This window comes from Mycobacteroides sp. CBMA 271 (genome assembly GCF_009729205.1).
In the GTDB taxonomy this organism is placed as follows: domain Bacteria; phylum Actinomycetota; class Actinomycetes; order Mycobacteriales; family Mycobacteriaceae; genus Mycobacterium.
Window position 1 is genome coordinate 1 of record NZ_VTHB01000004.1, and the last position, 16,968, is coordinate 16,968.

At 64.2% G+C, this 16,968-nt stretch carries 13 protein-coding genes and 1 tRNA gene; 10 read left to right on the top strand and 4 right to left on the bottom strand.

All coding sequences use genetic code 11. The features are described 5' to 3' along the window. Positions 1 to 137 precede the first annotated feature (137 nt). Positions 138 to 211: transfer RNA gene (locus FZI91_RS11310), tRNA-Arg, on the bottom strand. 73 nt (positions 212 to 284) lie between these two features. Between FZI91_RS11310 and FZI91_RS11315 the strand changes: the two genes are divergently transcribed. Beyond that, positions 285 to 2,294 carry a cytochrome c oxidase assembly protein gene (locus FZI91_RS11315; RefSeq protein WP_162525635.1) on the top strand — a complete coding sequence of 670 codons (2,010 nt, stop codon included), beginning with the start codon at positions 285 to 287 and terminating at the stop codon, positions 2,292 to 2,294. A 29-nt stretch (positions 2,295 to 2,323) separates the two neighbouring features. On the opposite strand, the gene atzF is transcribed toward FZI91_RS11315, so the two are convergent. Continuing rightward, positions 2,324 to 3,934 (bottom strand): allophanate hydrolase, encoded by a 1,611-nt coding sequence (gene atzF, locus FZI91_RS11320; protein ID WP_155939141.1) that lies wholly within the window; start codon positions 3,932 to 3,934, stop codon positions 2,324 to 2,326. A gap of 177 nt (positions 3,935 to 4,111) precedes the next feature. Between atzF and ssb the strand changes: the two genes are divergently transcribed. The 5 genes from ssb (at position 4,112) to FZI91_RS11345 (ending at position 12,365) form a co-directional block, all read left to right on the top strand. After that, positions 4,112 to 4,594, top strand: a complete 483-nt coding sequence (gene ssb, locus FZI91_RS11325; RefSeq protein ID WP_155939142.1) for a single-stranded DNA-binding protein — start codon at positions 4,112 to 4,114, stop codon at positions 4,592 to 4,594. A 118-nt stretch (positions 4,595 to 4,712) separates the two neighbouring features. After that, positions 4,713 to 6,386: an energy-dependent translational throttle protein EttA gene (gene ettA, locus FZI91_RS11330; RefSeq protein WP_155939143.1), complete on the top strand. Its 1,674-nt coding sequence runs from the start codon at positions 4,713 to 4,715 to the stop codon at positions 6,384 to 6,386. 228 nt (positions 6,387 to 6,614) lie between these two features. After that, positions 6,615 to 11,288 carry an NAD-glutamate dehydrogenase gene (locus tag FZI91_RS11335; protein ID WP_162525683.1) on the top strand — a complete coding sequence of 1,558 codons (4,674 nt, stop codon included), beginning with the start codon at positions 6,615 to 6,617 and terminating at the stop codon, positions 11,286 to 11,288. Between the two features lie 7 nt (positions 11,289 to 11,295). Further along, on the top strand, positions 11,296 to 11,721 hold the full coding sequence (locus FZI91_RS11340) for a thioesterase family protein (protein WP_155939144.1): 426 nt from the start codon (positions 11,296 to 11,298) through the stop codon (positions 11,719 to 11,721). After that, positions 11,718 to 12,365 carry a hypothetical protein gene (locus tag FZI91_RS11345; RefSeq protein WP_155939145.1) on the top strand — a complete coding sequence of 216 codons (648 nt, stop codon included), beginning with the start codon at positions 11,718 to 11,720 and terminating at the stop codon, positions 12,363 to 12,365. Before FZI91_RS11340 ends, FZI91_RS11345 begins: the two co-directional genes overlap by 4 nt. On the opposite strand, the gene FZI91_RS11350 is transcribed toward FZI91_RS11345, so the two are convergent. Further along, positions 12,362 to 13,951 carry a glycoside hydrolase family 13 protein gene (locus tag FZI91_RS11350; RefSeq protein WP_162525634.1) on the bottom strand — a complete coding sequence of 530 codons (1,590 nt, stop codon included), beginning with the start codon at positions 13,949 to 13,951 and terminating at the stop codon, positions 12,362 to 12,364. The two genes, FZI91_RS11345 and FZI91_RS11350, sit on opposite strands and share 4 nt — an antisense overlap. A gap of 51 nt (positions 13,952 to 14,002) precedes the next feature. Further along, on the bottom strand, positions 14,003 to 14,410 hold the full coding sequence (locus tag FZI91_RS11355; protein ID WP_155939146.1) for a globin: 408 nt from the start codon (positions 14,408 to 14,410) through the stop codon (positions 14,003 to 14,005). 246 nt (positions 14,411 to 14,656) lie between these two features. Between FZI91_RS11355 and FZI91_RS11360 the strand changes: the two genes are divergently transcribed. The 4 genes from FZI91_RS11360 (at position 14,657) to FZI91_RS11375 (ending at position 16,939) form a co-directional block, all read left to right on the top strand. After that, positions 14,657 to 15,208: an HNH endonuclease gene (locus FZI91_RS11360; protein ID WP_155939147.1), complete on the top strand. Its 552-nt coding sequence runs from the start codon at positions 14,657 to 14,659 to the stop codon at positions 15,206 to 15,208. A 64-nt stretch (positions 15,209 to 15,272) separates the two neighbouring features. Further along, positions 15,273 to 15,545 carry a hypothetical protein gene (locus FZI91_RS11365; RefSeq protein WP_162525633.1) on the top strand — a complete coding sequence of 91 codons (273 nt, stop codon included), beginning with the start codon at positions 15,273 to 15,275 and terminating at the stop codon, positions 15,543 to 15,545. Next, a complete protein-coding gene (locus tag FZI91_RS11370) occupies positions 15,532 to 15,999 on the top strand; it encodes a DUF5130 domain-containing protein (RefSeq protein ID WP_162525632.1) in 468 nt (155 codons plus the stop codon). Before FZI91_RS11365 ends, FZI91_RS11370 begins: the two co-directional genes overlap by 14 nt. A 100-nt stretch (positions 16,000 to 16,099) precedes the next feature. After that, positions 16,100 to 16,939 (top strand): endonuclease domain-containing protein, encoded by an 840-nt coding sequence (locus FZI91_RS11375; RefSeq protein ID WP_155939148.1) that lies wholly within the window; start codon positions 16,100 to 16,102, stop codon positions 16,937 to 16,939. The last annotated feature ends 29 nt before the right edge of the window (positions 16,940 to 16,968 follow it).

Consider the following 16,968-nt stretch of genomic DNA (forward strand, 5'->3'; position numbering starts at 1 on the left):
TCGACCACGCTCAACTCCCTCATTCAGGGAGTGTCAAGGATCAACCGAAGTAGATGTAAAGCATCCGCCGAAACACTGTCGCCCATCACCCGAAGACGAAACGTCAAGCATCACCCGACGTCATACACCACTGTCAGCGCCCCCGGCAGGAATCGAACCTGCGACCTAGGGATTAGAAGGCCCTTGCTCTATCCGACTGAGCTACGGAGGCATGCGGCGCTAGCCGGACCAGAGTCTATCGAACCGGTGACCATGCGGATCGCATCTCGCCATACCCTTGACTCGTGACGACGACCCCCACCACCCGACAGACCGATTCGTCGATCTGGACAATCGTCGTCGGCATGGCTGTCGTCGCAGGCCTGGTTGCGGCCACCATCGGCGCACTGTCGCTCACCGACGCCCTGCTCGCGACCGGTCTGCCGAACCCGGGCCCGGTCACCTCCTATGGTCTGCCGTTCGTGCGGGCCGCCGCGGAAATCGCGGCCGTTGTCGCCGTCGGTGCGTTCGTTTTGGCTGCCTTCTTCGTCCCTCCGCAGTCAAGCGGTGTGCTCGACGTAGACGGGTACCGCTCTCTGCGTGTTGGCACGGCGGCTTCGACCGCGCTTGCAGTGCTCTCGGCGGCCATGGTGCCGCTGTCGGTGTCAGATGTGTCCGGTCAGCCGGTCAGCGATTTCGGCCCCGGAGAGCTGTGGTCACTCGCGGGAGAAATCGACACCGTGAACGCCTGGCGCTGGATGGCCTTCATCGCCGCCGGTGTCGCGATCGCGAGCCGGGTGGTTTTGCGCTGGTCTTGGACGCCGTTGCTGGTGCTCGGATCGGTGTCGTCATTGATGCCGCTCGCGTTGGTGGGGCATTCGGCCGCCGGCGGTGCCCATGACCTGGGCACGAACAGCCTCATCATTCATCTGGTCTCCGCCGCGCTGTGGGCGGGCGGGCTGGTCGCGCTGCTGATTCACGCGCTGCGCGGTGGTGGTCATCTCGATGTGGCCGCGCGCAGATTCTCGACACTGGCGCTGTGGTGCTACGTCGCGATAGGGCTCAGCGGAATCATCAACGCGCTTATTCGGGTACAGCTTTCGGACCTGGTCACCACCCGCTACGGATGGCTATTAGTGGGCAAGATGACCGCGTTGCTTGTTCTGGGTGTGCTGGGTTACCTGCAACGGCGTTCGGCGATAACGGCATTGACCGAGGAGCCGCAGAATCGTCGGCCGCTGATTCGGCTCGCGGGATGTGAGGCCGCCATTTTCGCGGTCACCTTCGGTATCGCGGTGGGGCTGGGCCGTACCCCGCCACCGCCACCGCTGAATCTGAATCCGTCACCCGTCGAGGTCGCCATCGGTTACCCGCTGGCGGGGCCGCCGACGCCGCAGCGACTGATGTTCGACTGGCGTTTCGACCTTATCTTCGGAACGGCCGCCATCGTTTTCGCTGTCGCCTACCTGGTTGGGGTGCGACGGCTGAAGCAACGCGGCGACGGATGGCCGCTGGGGCGCACCATCTCCTGGTTGTTCGGCTGCTTCTTCCTGTTGATCGCCACCTCGTCGGGGGTTGGTCGGTACATGCCCGCCATGTTCAGCATCCACATGGTCGCGCACATGACGCTCTCGATGCTTGTGCCTGTGCTCCTTGTGCTTGGCGGACCCATGACCTTGCTGCTGCGGGTGCTGCCTGCCGCGGGCAAGGGCGGTCCACCAGGTTTACGTGAGTGGGTGCAGATTGCATTGCACAGCACGTTCTCTCGTGTCTTGACGCATCCATTGGTGGCGACGTCGTTGTTCATCGGCGGGTTCTACGGTCTGTATCTCAGCGGGCTCTACGACGCCGCCGTCGATGTGCATGCCGCGCACTTGGCGATGAATCTGCACTTCCTGCTGAGCGGTTATCTGTTCTATTGGGTGGTCATCGGCATCGATCCGTCTCCGCGGCGTCTGCCGCCGGTCGCCAAACTCGGCATCGTGCTGGTGTCGCTGCCGTTGCATGCCTTCTTCGGCGTCATCCTGATGGGCACCAAATCGATTCTCGGCGAGAAGTTCTACAGCAATCTTGGTCTGCCGTGGCGGATCGACCTGGCCGCCGATCAACACATGGGCGGCGCCATCACGTGGGCCACGGGCGAGCTGCCGCTGATGGTGGTGATGATCGCGTTGGTCATCCAGTGGTCACGCTCGGACGAGCGGCTGGCCCGCCGTCAGGATCGTGCTGCCGAGCGTGACGACGACGCCGACCTGGCTGCCTACAACGCCATGCTGGCCAAAATGGCTCAGCACGACGAGAAATCGCGCAGTTAAGTCGATGAGCCGCTGGCGCGAAGACCGTTCTACACCGCGCCCGCGGCGATGGCCGCCGGCCAGCTTCCATGCTCGCTGATATCGGTGCCGGCCTGCGCGGCGGCGCCGTCACAGCCGAATCCGGTGCGCCACAAGCCGTCATCGCATTCGACCTTGCCCAGCAGCATGGGCTCGGGCAGCTGCGCCAGGAAGGTGCCCAATGCGGCGGGGGAGAGCCGCCAGATCTCGCCGCCGATGCTCACCCCGTCCTCTTCGGAGCGCGTGAGACCTGGTTTGGGCGGGATGGTGCGCAGGGCCGCCATCCGGTATGTCGGGGCGGTTCGGATCGGGCCTACCCAACGCGCCCCCAGATCGGTGAGCTGGAACTCCAGCGGTCCACCTTTGAGGTGGGCGCCGAACACCGCAAGTTCGTGCGACAACGTGCTGGATGTTGGCCAGATATCCGGTCCCGCAGCATCTCCGGTGACCGTCGCGGCAATGTCGAACGCCACTGCGTCGTCGAAGGCGCGGGCGAGCACAGTCACCCCGAATTGAGCCTCGCCCGCTGTTCCTGCGGGCACCGCCACCCCGCACATATCGAACAGATTGCAGAAGTTGGTGTAGGTCCCCATGGTCGCGTTGACGCCAATCGGGTCGGCGGCCACTTGTTCGATCGTCGGATGCAGCGGCGCGGTGGGCACCAGCAGCGCGTCCGCGCCGGCCAGCGAGGTCAGGGCTTCCTCGCGTAGACGTTGTACCTCGGCGCGATCGCTCACCAGGCGGTGGGCTGGGATATCTCGCGCGCCTGAAATGATCTTTGTGACAGTCGGATCCAGTGTGGCGTCGGGGTTTTTATCGATGAATTCACCCACGGCGGCGTAGCGTTCGCTGACCAGCGCTCCCTCGTACAGCAGCTTCGCGGCGGCCAGGAACGGCGCCAGATCGATCTCGATGATCGTCGCTCCCGCTGCTCGAAGATGCTCGACGGTCGCATGAAACGCATTGCGCCACAACTCATCCAATGCGGGAAGCTCGCGCGGAATGGCGACGGTGGGCTGCGGGGGAGCGGCGTATCGGGTGTTGGCCGGCCAGGACCGCGGCCCGGCCGCGGCGCTCATGGCGGCCATCGCTGTGTTGGCCGTGGCCAGAGTCGAGGCGAAAATCGTGACACAGTCATAGGATTCGCAGGCGGGCACCACACCCTCGGTGGAGATGACGCCGACGGTCGGCTTGATCCCGACGATGCCTTGTAGCCCCGCGGGCACCCGTCCGGACCCTGCGGTGTCGGTCCCGATCGCGATGTCGGCCTCGCCGGTTGCGACGGCCACCGCCGATCCGGAACTGGAACCGCCGCTGATGTATTCGGGACGGCGTGAGTCGGATACCGCGCCGTAGGGCGAACGCGCGCCCACCAGCCCAGTCGCGAATTGATCGAGGTTTGTCTTGCCGATGACGACGGCGCCCGCGGTGCGCAGGGCCGCGACCGCCGGGGCGTCCCGGTCGGGGATGTAGGCGTACTCCGGGCACGCCGCGGTCGTGGGCACACCGGCTACGTCCACGTTGTCCTTGACCGCGAGCCGCAGACCCGCCAATGGGCCTGTCGAGGCCCCCAATTCGGCGGCGACTTCGTCCTCGGGGCGGTGCATGATCCAAACCGTCATGTCAGCAAGGTACGGGTGGTGGGACCGATCGGCCAGTTATCCCCAATCCGATGTTCATCCACAGTCACCAGCTGCGCACCCGCACTTGTCGCGCCGCGGTGTCGGTGCACAGCGGGTTACTGGAGCCACGACGGGCACCGATTCAGCGGTGCGCAGATGATCAAGGAAGGCATGACCATGTTTGAGACACCGGTGACCGTGATCGGTTCCATCGTTGGCGATTTGAAGCGACGTCAAGTCGGCTCCGAGGAGATGATCAGATTTCGCATCGCCAGTAATGCCCGCCGTCGGCGCGACGACGGCAGCTGGGTGAACTCGAATTCCCTGTTCCTCAACGTCAGCTGTTGGGGCAGGTTGGTCCCCGGCGTGGGGGCCGCGCTGGGGAAAGGGTCGCCGGTGATCGTGCATGGCTATCTGCACACCAGCGAGTTCGAGGACAAGGAAGGTAACCGTCGCCAAGTCACCGAGATGAAGGCGCTCGCCGTTGGGCAGGATCTGTCACGGACCATGGCCCGGATCGAGAAGGCCGGGCACAGCGGCAGGCAGGACGACTCGGGGGCGGTGGAGCAACCCGATCCCGGTGCCGAGGATTCGGCGGCGGAGCCCGTGGAGACAGAGGAGATCGCGGAGGAGGCAGTAAACCTTGCGTTGAGCGCTTGATCCTGAGCTGACGCCGGCGACCGCGCGGTCGCCTCTCACCTAGGATGGGTCGGGCAGCTCACCAGATCGACCGTGAGCTGCGGCGAAAGAAACTTAGAGGAGAGGCGACAGCGCGGCAATGGCTGAGTACATCTACACGATGATGAAAGTCCGCAAGGCGCATGGCGACAAGGTCATCCTCGACGATGTCACGCTGAGCTTCTTACCGGGCGCCAAGATCGGTGTCGTCGGCCCGAACGGTGCCGGTAAATCCAGTGTTCTGAAGATCATGGCGGGGCTGGACACGCCGAACAACGGCGAGGCGTTCCTGGCCAACGGGGCCAGCGTCGGGATCCTGATGCAGGAGCCGAAGCTGGATGAGACGAAGACGGTTCGTGAGAACGTCGAGGCCGGCGTGGCCCTCAAGGGCAAGCTCAATCGGTACAACGAGGTCGCCGAATTGATGGCCACCGATTACACCGACGAGCTCATGGAAGAGATGGGCAAGCTCCAGGAAGAGCTGGACGCCGCCGACGCCTGGGACATCGACTCACAGCTGGAGCAGGCGATGGACGCGTTGCGCTGCCCGCCGCCGGAGGAGATGGTGACGCATCTGTCCGGTGGTGAGCGTCGACGGGTCGCGCTGTGCAAGCTGCTGCTGTCCAAGCCGGACCTGCTGTTGCTCGACGAACCCACCAACCACCTGGATGCCGAGAGCGTGCTGTGGCTTGAGCAGCACCTGGCCAGCTACCCGGGTGCGATCCTGGCCGTGACCCACGATCGGTACTTCCTGGACAACGTGGCCGAATGGATTTTGGAACTCGACCGCGGCCGGGCATACCCCTACGAGGGCAACTACTCCACGTACCTGGAGAAGAAGGCCGAGCGCATCGCCGTGCAGGGCCGTAAGGACGCCAAGCTGCACAAGCGCCTACAGGAGGAACTCGCCTGGGTGCGTTCGGGTGCCAAGGCCCGCCAGGCCAAGAACAAGGCGCGGCTCGGGCGGTACGAGGAGATGGCCGCCGAGGCGGAGAAGACGCGCAAGCTCGACTTCGAAGAGATCCAGATTCCCACCGGCCCGCGGCTTGGCAATGTGGTGGTCGAGGTGTCCAACCTCGAAAAGGGGTTCGAGGAACGCACCCTCATCAAGGACCTGTCGTTCACACTGCCCCGAAACGGCATCGTCGGCGTCATCGGGCCCAACGGTGTCGGCAAGACGACCCTGTTCAAGACGATCGTCGGGTTGGAAACGGCCGACGGCGGTGAGGTCAAGGTCGGCGAGACCGTCAAGTTGAGCTACGTCGACCAGAGCCGGGCCGGCATCGACCCCAAGAAGAACGTGTGGGAGGTCGTTTCCGACGGCCTTGACCACATTGTCGTCGGCCAGAATGAAATGCCATCGCGGGCTTATGTTTCCGCGTTCGGGTTCAAGGGGCCGGATCAGCAGAAGCCGGCCGGTGTGCTCTCCGGTGGTGAGCGCAACCGTCTTAACCTGGCGCTCACCCTTAAGCAGGGCGGAAACCTGATCCTGCTCGACGAGCCGACCAACGACCTCGACGTCGAAACCCTGAGCTCGCTGGAAAACGCGCTCGAACTCTTCCCCGGCTGCGCGGTCGTCATCTCGCACGACCGGTGGTTCCTGGACCGCACCTGCACGCACATCCTGGCGTGGGAGGGAAGCGACGACAACCCCGCTTCCTGGTACTGGTTCGAAGGTAACTTCCAGGCGTACGAAGAGAACAAGGTGGAACGGTTGGGTATCGATGCAGCCAGACCTCACAGAGTTACCCACCGCCGCCTGACGCGCGACTAGGGTGAGCGTTGCGTGCCAATCCCCGGCACGCAACCTCGGCCAGGAGCGTTCTGCGTGACTGTTAACACAGGGACCACGACCCCCAAAAACACGCCATCTGCCAATGGATCTGGCGTTCCGACGATCGATGCGCTGTCGGCTGCGTTTAGTCACGCCCGGTTCCTGGGCGACCAGGAATCCGGCGATGCCCTCGACGCCGACGGCCACGCTGCATCGTCGGCGCCACCCGTGCGCGAGGCGCTCATGCGTGCGCTGCTGCGGCTGGCGGCGCGCCGAGAACCGCATGCGATTTCGATGGCCGTCTACCGCAATGGAGACGACGCTGGCCTAGGGACCGCATTGCAGTTGGTCACCGACTACACGCCACTGCTCACCGAGTCCATCACCGTGCTGTTGCGACGATTGGGTGTCGCCATCGTGGATCTGATGGATCCGGTATTCACCGTCCAACGCTCCGCCGATGGCACCCTGCTTTCGGCGGAACCGGTCGACAATCCGCACAGCGACAACGCCACCGACGCGGAATGCTGGATCCACCTGCAGCTTCCGCCGTCCATCGACGCCGAGCGGCTGGCCTTCATCGAGACGCAGTTGCCGAACACCCTCGAAGACGGCAGTCATGTCGCCGCGGACACCGCCGCCATGCGCGAGGCGGTCATCGAGTTGGCCGCCGACCTGGACGCCTCGGCGGGTACCACCAGGTTCTCGTCTGCCGAGTTGACCGAGGTCGCCAACCTGCTGCGTTGGCTCGTGGAGGGCAACTTCACGGTGCTGGGCTATCAGCGGTGCACCGTCGAGGATGGACGCGCCACGGTCGATGAATCAAGCCGGCTCGGCCTGCTCAAGCGGCGCGAAGAGGTGCTTCCGCAGCTCACCCACAACGACGAGCTGCTGGTTTTGGCGCAGGCGACCGTGCCGACCTACCTGCGGTATGCCATTTACCCGAACATCGTGGTGATCCGGCAGGACGACGGCAATGGTCCGGCCATCGAACATCGCCTGGTCGGTGTGTTTACCGTCGCCGCCATGAACGCCGACGTGCTGGATATCCCGGTGATCTCCGATCGGGTGCATCAGGTGCTGGCGCGCTCGGACGCCAACCAGGACTCGCTGGCCGGACACATGCTGATCGACATCATGCAAAACCTGCCGCGCGCGGAGCTGTTCACGGTGGGCGTGGACCAACTACAGAACATCGTCACCGCCGTGAGAAACATTGGTGCGCACCCGGGTTCACTGCTGTTCCTCCGTTCGGACGAGCTCGGAAATTTCGTGACCGCATTGGTGTATCTGCCCCGTGACCGGTACACCACCACGGTGCGGCTGGCCATGCAAGACACCTTGGTGCGTGAACTCGGCGGCACCGGCATCGACTACACCGCGCGGGTCAGCGAATCACCCTGGGCTTTGGTTCATTTCACGATCCGCATGCCCGAGGACAATCTGTCCACGAGCGTCGATACGTCCGAGGCCAACAGGATTCGATTGCAGGGCCTGATCACCCAGACGAGTCGGACCTGGAGCGACCGCCTCGTCAGCGCGGTACGTCCCGACTCGCCGATCGACCGGGCGTGCGCGGAACGGTATTCGGTCATCCTGCCCGAGGTGTTCAAACAGAACGTCACGCCCGTGGACGCGATCGACGATATCGCGAGAATCGAAGGACTCCAGGATAACTCGCTGGACCTGGCCTACGACGCCGCCGAAGAGCCGGCCACCGGTGTGCTCAGCATGTACCTCGGTGGGCGCTCGGCATCGCTGAGTCAGGTGCTGCCCGTCCTGCACAGCATGGGTGTCGACGTGCTCGAGGAGCGCCCCTATCACTTCACCCGCCCCGACGGGCTTACCGTCTCGCTGTACGCATTCCGCATCGTGGTGCACCCGGCGATCGCGCGAACCTTCGACGCCGATGGTGTACAGCATCGCGCGCACCTGTTCACGGACGCGATCGAAGATGTCTGGAATGGCTATGTGGAGACCGACAGGTTCAACGAACTGGTGCTGCGCGCCGGGCTCACCGCCGGCCAGATCACCATCCTGCGCGGATATGCCAAATACCTGCGGCAGGCCGGCTTCCCGTACAGCCAGGCACATATTGAGACGGTGCTTGCCGACAACTCCACCACTGCGCGAGATTTCGTGGAACTGTTCGAGGCTCGATTCGATCCCGCCGTCACCGACGACGCCCTCGCCGACACCAAGGCCGCGGAGGTGCTGGCCGAGATCGAGAAGGTCGTCAGCCTCGACACCGACCGGGTGCTGCGCGCATTCTTTACGCTGATCCAGTCCACCCTGCGCACCAACTATTTTGTGACGGACGAGAACTCGGCGCGTGCCAAGGGAGTACTCGCATTCAAGCTCAACCCGCGTGAGATCGAGGAGCTGCCCGAGCCTCGGCCACGGTTCGAGATCTTCGTGTACTCACCCCGCGTCGAGGGTGTGCACCTGCGCTTCGGCCCCGTCGCCCGCGGCGGGCTGCGATGGTCGGACCGCCGCGAGGACTTCCGGACTGAAATCCTGGGACTGGTCAAGGCCCAGGCCGTAAAGAACGCCGTCATCGTTCCTGTCGGCGCCAAGGGCGGGTTCGTCGTCAAACAACCGCCGCAGTCCACCGGCGACGCGGCGGTCGATCGGGATGCGTTCCGGGCCGAGGGCGTCGAATGCTATCGGCGATTCATCGGCGGACTCCTCGATCTGACCGACAATCTGGACAGCGCCACCAACGCAGTCATCCCGCCGCCCGGGGTGCGCCGGCGCGACGGCGATGACACCTATCTGGTGGTAGCGGCGGACAAGGGCACCGCGACGTTCTCCGACATCGCCAACGATGTCGCCAAGTCCTATGGCTTCTGGCTGGGCGACGCCTTCGCCTCGGGTGGCTCCGTGGGCTACGACCACAAGGCCATGGGCATCACCGCCCGTGGCGCCTGGGAGAGCGTCAAACGGCACTTCCTGGAAATCGGGATCGACACCCAGACAGAGGATTTCACCGTCGCTGGGGTCGGCGACATGAGCGGCGACGTGTTCGGCAACGGCATGCTGCTGTCGCAGCACATCAAGCTGGTTGCCGCATTCGACCACCGGCACATCTTCCTGGATCCCAACCCGGATCCGGCCTCCTCCTGGGCAGAACGTAAACGCATGTTCGCGTTGGAGCGCTCCAGTTGGGCCGACTACAACGCTTCCCTTATCAGCGCCGGCGGCGGCGTGTACAGCAAGGAACAGAAGTCGGTTCCGATCAGCCCCGAGGTTCGCGAGGCGCTCGGAATCGACAGCGACGTCAGCGAAATGACGCCGCCACAGCTCGTGCGGGCCATTCTGCTCGCCCCGGTCGACCTGTTCTTCAACGGCGGGATCGGCACCTACATCAAGGCCGAGAGCGAATCGCAGGCCGAGGTGGGAGACAAGGCCAACGATGCGGTCCGTGTCAACGGAAGCCAGGTGCGCGCCAAGGTGATCGGGGAGGGCGGAAACCTCGGCCTGACCTCGCGGGGGCGCATCGAATTCGAGCTCAATGGCGGTCGGGTCAACACCGACGCGCTGGACAACTCGGCCGGGGTGGATTGCTCCGACCATGAGGTCAACATCAAGATTCTGATCGACTCCTTGGTGAGCGCCGGCAAAATCGAGGCCTCCGAGCGCACGGCGCTGCTGGAGTCCATGACCGACGATGTCGCCGCACTTGTGTTGGCCGATAACGAATCCCAGAACAACCTGATGGGCACCAGCCGTGCCAACGCGGCCTCGCTGCTGACCGTACATGCACGCCAGATCGCTCACTTTGTTGCCGATCGGGGACTGGACCGCGAGCTGGAGGCGTTGCCGTCGGAGAAGGAGATCGAGCGCCGCGTCGCGCTCGGAATCGGTTTGACGTCACCGGAGTTATCGACGCTGATGGCGCACGTGAAGCTTGCGCTTAAGGCCGACCTGTTGGCCAGTGATGCCCCCGAACAAGAGGTCACCCTGCGGCGCATGGTGCATTACTTCCCCGACGCGCTGCGGACACGATTCGATGCGGAGATCCGCAAGCATCCTTTGCGCAAAGAGATCTATGCCACCATGCTGGTGAACTCGGTGGTCGACTGTGGCGGAATCACGTACGTGTACCGGCTGTTCGAAGACGCCGGAACTGGTTCGGTGGACGGACTCAAGACGTATGTGGCGGTGGAGGCCATCTTTGGGCTGCGCTCGTTGTGGGACCGCATCCGGCATGCCGATGTCCCGGTGGCAGTGTCGGACCGGCTGACCCTAGATATGCGACGTCTGCTGGACCGGGCGTCGCGGTGGCTGATCAGTTACCGGCCTCAGCCGCTGGCGGTCGGTGCCGAGATCAACCGCTTTGCGCAAGGCATCGCGGAGCTGACCCCAAAGCTCACCACCTGGCTGCGCGGCCATGACCTGGAGATCGTCACCAAACAGGCCGAAGACTTGATGGCACTGGGCGTTCCGGCCGATCTGGCCAGTGACGTCGCCGGCTGCCTCTACGGATTCAGCCTGCTGGACATCATCGACATCGCCGATATTGCGGACCGGGATGGCGAGGAGGTCGCCGATCTGTACTTCACCCTGATGGATGACCTACGGGTGGACGATCTGCTGACCGCGGTGTCTCAGCTGGAGCGCAATGACCGGTGGCATGCCTTGGCCCGGTTGGCGATCCGCGACGACATCTACGCCTCACTGCGGGCGCTCACGATGGACGTGCTCTCCGTCGGCGAACCCGACGAGACCGGCGAGCAGAAGATCGCCGAGTGGGAGTTCACCAACGCCTCGCGGCTGGAGCGGGCGCGTAGCACGCTCGCGGAGATCTTCGCCTCGGGCGAACCGGACCTGGCGACGCTCTCGGTGGCAGCGCGTCAGATCAGAGGGATGATCAGGAGCAGCATCACCGGTCCTGCATGATGGAGCCATGAGTTCTGAGAAGCCCGGCTATGTCGCGGCGGTGCCGGTCCGCTGGTCCGATATCGACATGTACCAGCACGTCAACCACGCGACGATGGTGACAATCCTGGAAGAGGCGCGAGTGCCCTTCCTACGGGACGTTTTTGGGGCCGAGATCACCACGACGGGCCTGCTCATCGCCGATGTTCACGTCAAGTACAAGGGGCAGGTGCGGCTCGCGGACTCGCCACTGCAAGTGACCATGTGGGTATCGAAGATCCGGGCAGTGGACTTCACGATCAACTATGAAGTGCGCGGGGTGGACGCGGCGCCTGACTCCAAACCCGCGGTGATCGCGGACACCCAGCTGGTGACCTTCCACCTCGACAGCCAAACTCTGCTGCGACTCACCGACGCTCACCGCGAGTATCTGCAGAAATGGTCTCGGCCATGAGCGAGGCCCCGCTGCGGGTACGCGACGCTGTTGACCGCAACGACCTGATGACCTTCCTCACCCGCACGCTGCGGATCGACGATTCGGCCGTGGTGCGGCTGCGTGCGCGCGAGGACGGACGGGTGGTTATCTGGGCCGCAACACAATTCGATGTCCTGGTCTGCCGCGCGGTACGCGGTGAGCTCAGTAACCCCGATATCACCGCCGCTGCCGACGAGCTGTTGCGCGGCCTGCAGGCGCCGGATCCGGATGGGTATGTGAACCCGGGGTTCCCCATGGATTCGGTGTGGCGCGGTGCGCTGCCCGCCGACAACGGCTTCGAGTATCTCGATGACATTCCTGCACGGTCGGTGCTCGAGCTGGCGCAGCGTGGGGGAGAGCTGGCCCGCGAACACGGCAGCGCCCACGGTCCGCCCGTGTCGCTGCTTGATCAATCGGTGGTAGCCATAGAGGGCGCCAACGGCCAACAGATTGATGTCCCAATGCGTTGTGTGTTCGCCTTGACGGCAATGGGATTCATTCCGACGAGCCCCGCCGACGACGAACCTGTGCGGGTGCGGGCGTTGCCCGCGTGGTTGCGGCTGGACGCCCGGTTCGGTTCGGTGTATCGCCGGCGGACCGATCTGTCGCTGACGGTGCGCTAGACGATCCAGGCCGCGGTGTTGCGCGGCAGCTTGCCGTTGACGAGCGGTCCGCTACTCAAGATCACCTCGCCGTCGGGCAAGTCCACCAGGTCGCTGCTTACGTTCAGGGCGCAGGTCAACCCGCCGCCCTTGACGCGGAAGGCGAGCGCATTTTCGGGGCTGCCGTACCACTCCAGGCTGGTGCCGCCGAATTCTGTTCGGCTTCTGCGCAATTCGATGGCACGTCGGTACAGCGACAGCATGGAATCGGTGCGCTCCAACTGGCGTTCCACGGTGAAATCGGCCCAGCCGTGCGGCATCGGCAGCCAGGTCTGGTCGTTGATGGAGAAGCCGTAAGGCGGATCGGTACCCTCCCAGGGGATCGGCACCCGGCAGCCGTCGCGACCACGTTCGGTGTGGCCGGAGCGCTCCCACACCGGATCCTGCAGGGCCTCGTCGGGCAGATCGACGTTGGGAAGTCCGAGTTCTGAACCGTTGTAGATGAAGACAGTTCCCGGCAACGCCAGCATCACCAGGGCCATGGCGCGGGCCCGCCACTGCCCAATCGATCCATCGCCGTAGCGCGTTACCTCGCGTTCCACATCGTGGTTGGACAATGTCCAGGTAGGCGTGGCCCCCACGGAGTCCACTGCCGCAAGCGAGTTTTCGATGGCGGCGCGGATCTTGTCGGCCTCGAAATCGGCCTCCACCAGTTTGAAATTGAATCCGAGATGCAGCTCGTCGGGCCTGACGTACTCGGCGAAGCGCGCGTTGTCGTTCACCCAGATCTCGCCCACCGCAACGACATCGCGGAACTGGTCGAGCACCTTGCGGATCTTGCGGTGGTGCTCGTGCACGCCCTCGTTGTTGAATCGCGGGTCGTCGTCGGCGATATGCAGCATCGAGGTGTCGGTGTTCTCGATATCGGGCAGCCCGGGTGGCTTGGCCATGCCGTGGGCGACGTCAAGGCGGAACCCGTCGATGCCCCGGTCGAGCCAGAAGCGCAGGGTGTCGGCGAAGTCGTCGAACACCTCGGGGTTGTCCCAGTTGACGTCCGGCTGTTCGGGGGCGAATAGATGCAGGTACCACTGGCCGGGGGTGCCGTCGGGCTCGGTCACCCGTGTCCAGGCCGGCCCACCGAACACCGATGGCCAATTGTTGGGCGGCAGTTCACCATTGACGCCCTTGCCGTCACGGAAGATGTAGCGTGCGCGGGCATCACTATCCGGCTTGGCGGCGAGAGCCTCGATAAACCAACGATGCTCGGAACTGGTGTGGTTGGGGACCAGGTCCATGATGACCTTGATGTCGTGCCGGTGGGCGGAGGCGATGAGCCGGTGCATCGCGGTCAGCCCGCCGAACAACGGATCGATCTCCCGCGGATTGGACACGTCGTAGCCGTGGTCGGCCATCGGGGATCTGGTAACAGGATTTAGCCAGATTCCCTCGATGCCGAGGAGATCAAGGTAGCCGAGCTTTGCTGATATGCCGTCGAGATCCCCGACGCCGTCACCGTCGCTGTCGCCGAACGACCGCGGGTAGATCTGATAAAAGACGGCTCGCGACCACCAGGGGTCGTCATGTTGGCCCAAGTAGGCGGCGGTCACGGTTGATCATTCTGCACCACGGTGGCTCCTGCCACGAATCGCGATCGACTGTCAGAATGGCGAGTTCATCATCGATTGCGCCGCCATCTCCAGGTAGCTCCAGAGCTGGGTCCGGTGGTCATCGTCGAGCGTGTTCCGGTCGATGGAATCGACCGCGGTCCGCATGCACCGTAGCCACGCGTCGCGTTCGATGGGGCCGATCCGATACGGCGCATGACGCATCCGGAGGCGTGGATGGCCGCGCTGGTCCGAGTAGGTTCGGGGGCCGCCCCAGTACTGCTCAAGGAACATCCGAAGGCGATTCTCGGCGCCGGTCAGGTCCTCCTCGGGATAAAGCGGGCGCAGCACCTCGTCATCGGCCACGAGCTCGTAAAACCGGGCCACAATGGCGTGGAACGTCGCAGCGCCACCGACGGCGTCGTAGAAGGTTTCAGGTGCTGGCGCGCTCACATAAGCCATTGTGCCGGTAGGTACATCGTGGGCTCAGCCGGGTTCGTCACTCGATGTTCATTGGATTGACCTGCGAACACGTCGTAAATTGTCGTGCGAAGACCGGGGAATCGTGGTGCACTGGTGACAATGCCTCAACACAAGAAAAGCCGTGGGCACCGGCATAGCAGTGCCAGCGCAGGGCCGACCCAGAACGGGACGGCCCGAATACTGCACAGTGTCCCGGGGATCCCTGGTAACAGGATTCCTGGGGCGATGCCCACCCAACAATCCAACGACGCCGGTTCCCTATGGGGCCGGCGTCGCGTGTTATTGCTGAACTCCACATACGAGCCGCTCACCGCGCTGCCGATGCGCCGCGCCGTGATCATGCTGCTGTGCGGCAAGGCAGACGTCGTGCACGACGATCCGGGTGCTCCCGTCATTCACTCCGCGACGACCTCGGTCGCGGTTCCCTCGGTGATCAGACTCCGTGCGTTCGTGCGGGTGCCGTATCGGGCTCGTGTTCCGATGACGCGCGCGGCGCTGATGCATCGCGACCGGTTCCGCTGCGCGTATTGCGGCGGCCGGGCCGACACCATCGATCATGTGATCCCCCGCAGCAAGGGCGGGCCGCACTCGTGGGAGAACTGCGTGGCCTGCTGTTCCAGCTGTAACCACCGCAAGGCCGACCGGCTGCTGGCAGACCTGGGCTGGGTATTGCACACCACGCCGATGCCGCCCAAGGGACAGCACTGGCGGCTGTTGTCGTCGGTCAAGGAACTCGACCCGGCGTGGGTGCGATACCTAGGAGAGGGCGCGGCGTGACTTTGGCGTGCGGTCGGATGAGCCGCTTGCGCGAAGACCAGAGTGCTCGGCTACGGTTTGCATCGTGAGCTTCCTCAACAGCCCCACGTATATCGGGATGCCGGTCTGGGTAGCCCTGATCACACCGATCTTCTTCGTGCTCGTCGGTCTGTGGACCATGCGCAAGAAGGGCCCGCACCCTGCCACGTTCAACATGAACGACGGCTGGTCGCATGCCCCCATCCTGTGGGCAGCCGTTGACGAGAACATTGGTGATGCCCATGGGCATGGCCACGATGACGGGCACGCGCATGGAGCGGCGCAGTCGATTGGAGGGTCCGCACGTGGCAAGTGGTGAAGTCGCAACCAATCCAGCAGGGGCGCTACCTCGCGGCTGGGCCGAGACCATCAACGGACGTCTATCGGGCGTCACCGAGCCGGGTGCACTGTCGGTCGACTACCCGTTCCCCAACTACGAGCTGGCGACGCTGGATGATGCCCTTACGTACGGCAGCCGCTCGTCTGAGGCGCGGTTCGCCGTGTACATCGGCGACCTTGGGTCCGACACCAACGTGGGTGCGCGTGACGTCTTCCTGAAGGTGCCGACCCCCGAAGAGGCCGTGCTTATCGCCGTGTCGCCCAACCAGCACGTCGTCGAGGTCGTCTACGGCGCGGCTCTTAAGGGTCGGGGTGCCGAGTCGGCGGCCGACCTGGGTGTCGCCGCCGCGATGGCGTCGTTCAAGGAAGGCAACTTGCTCGACGGGATCATCAGCGCGGTGCGCGTCATGAGCGCCGCCATCGCCCGTCCCTGAACCCTCTTCGCCGAGCGTGAAGCTAGTGCGGGATTTTCGTGGATTTCCCGCACTAACTTCACGCTCGATGCGTGTCAGGGGGTAGGTGCAGACTCCGCCTATGGGGGAGTCTTTTATCGGCAGTGAAGCCGTCAGATCTGGTCGGCTGAGCCTCCATGCATTGCGTACCCGGTTTGTTGCCATCCACCGCGACGTGTACATACCGAGGGGCGCGGAGCTTACGGCTGTTGAACGCGCCAGAGCGTGTTGGTTGTGGACGGACCGGAGTGGGGTCCTGGCCGGCCACTCAGCGTCCGCGCTGCACGGTGCTCGGTGGGTCGATCCCGTCCGCAACGCTGAGGTGATCCATGACAACCGGCATCGGCAGGCGGGGATCACCGTGTGGTCCTCTGAGATCGCAGGTGGCGAGATCTGTCTCGTTGAGGGCATGCGAGTCACGACGCCTGCGCGTACCGCACTCGATCTGGCCTGTCGGTATCCATCGGCGCACGCGGTGGCTGCGATTGACGCGCTGAGTAGGGCGACGGAGCTCAAGAAGTCCGAAGTGCTGAAGCTGGCAGAACGCTACGGGGGTCGGCGTGGGATCCGACGAGCAAGGACTGCACTGGAACTGGTCGACGCGGGGGCACAGTCGCCAAAGGAGACCTGGCTACGGCTCCTGCTGGTCCGCGCTGGGTTGCCTCGCCCAAGTACGCAGATCCTGGTGCACGACGGGGACTTCGTCCCACTCGCGTACATCGACATGGGCTGGGAAGACGTCATGGTCGGCGTCGAGTACGACGGCGACCAACATCGCAGCGACCGCAGGCAGTACGTCAAGGACATCAAGCGGCTGGAGATGCTCGAGCGCCTGGGTTGGCTGATCGTCCGGGTGGTCGCCGAGGACCATCCCGACGACGTCATCCGCCGAGTGCGCGAAGCGTTAGCCCGCCGACAGTGAAGCTATTGCGGGAAATTGGTCGAAATCCC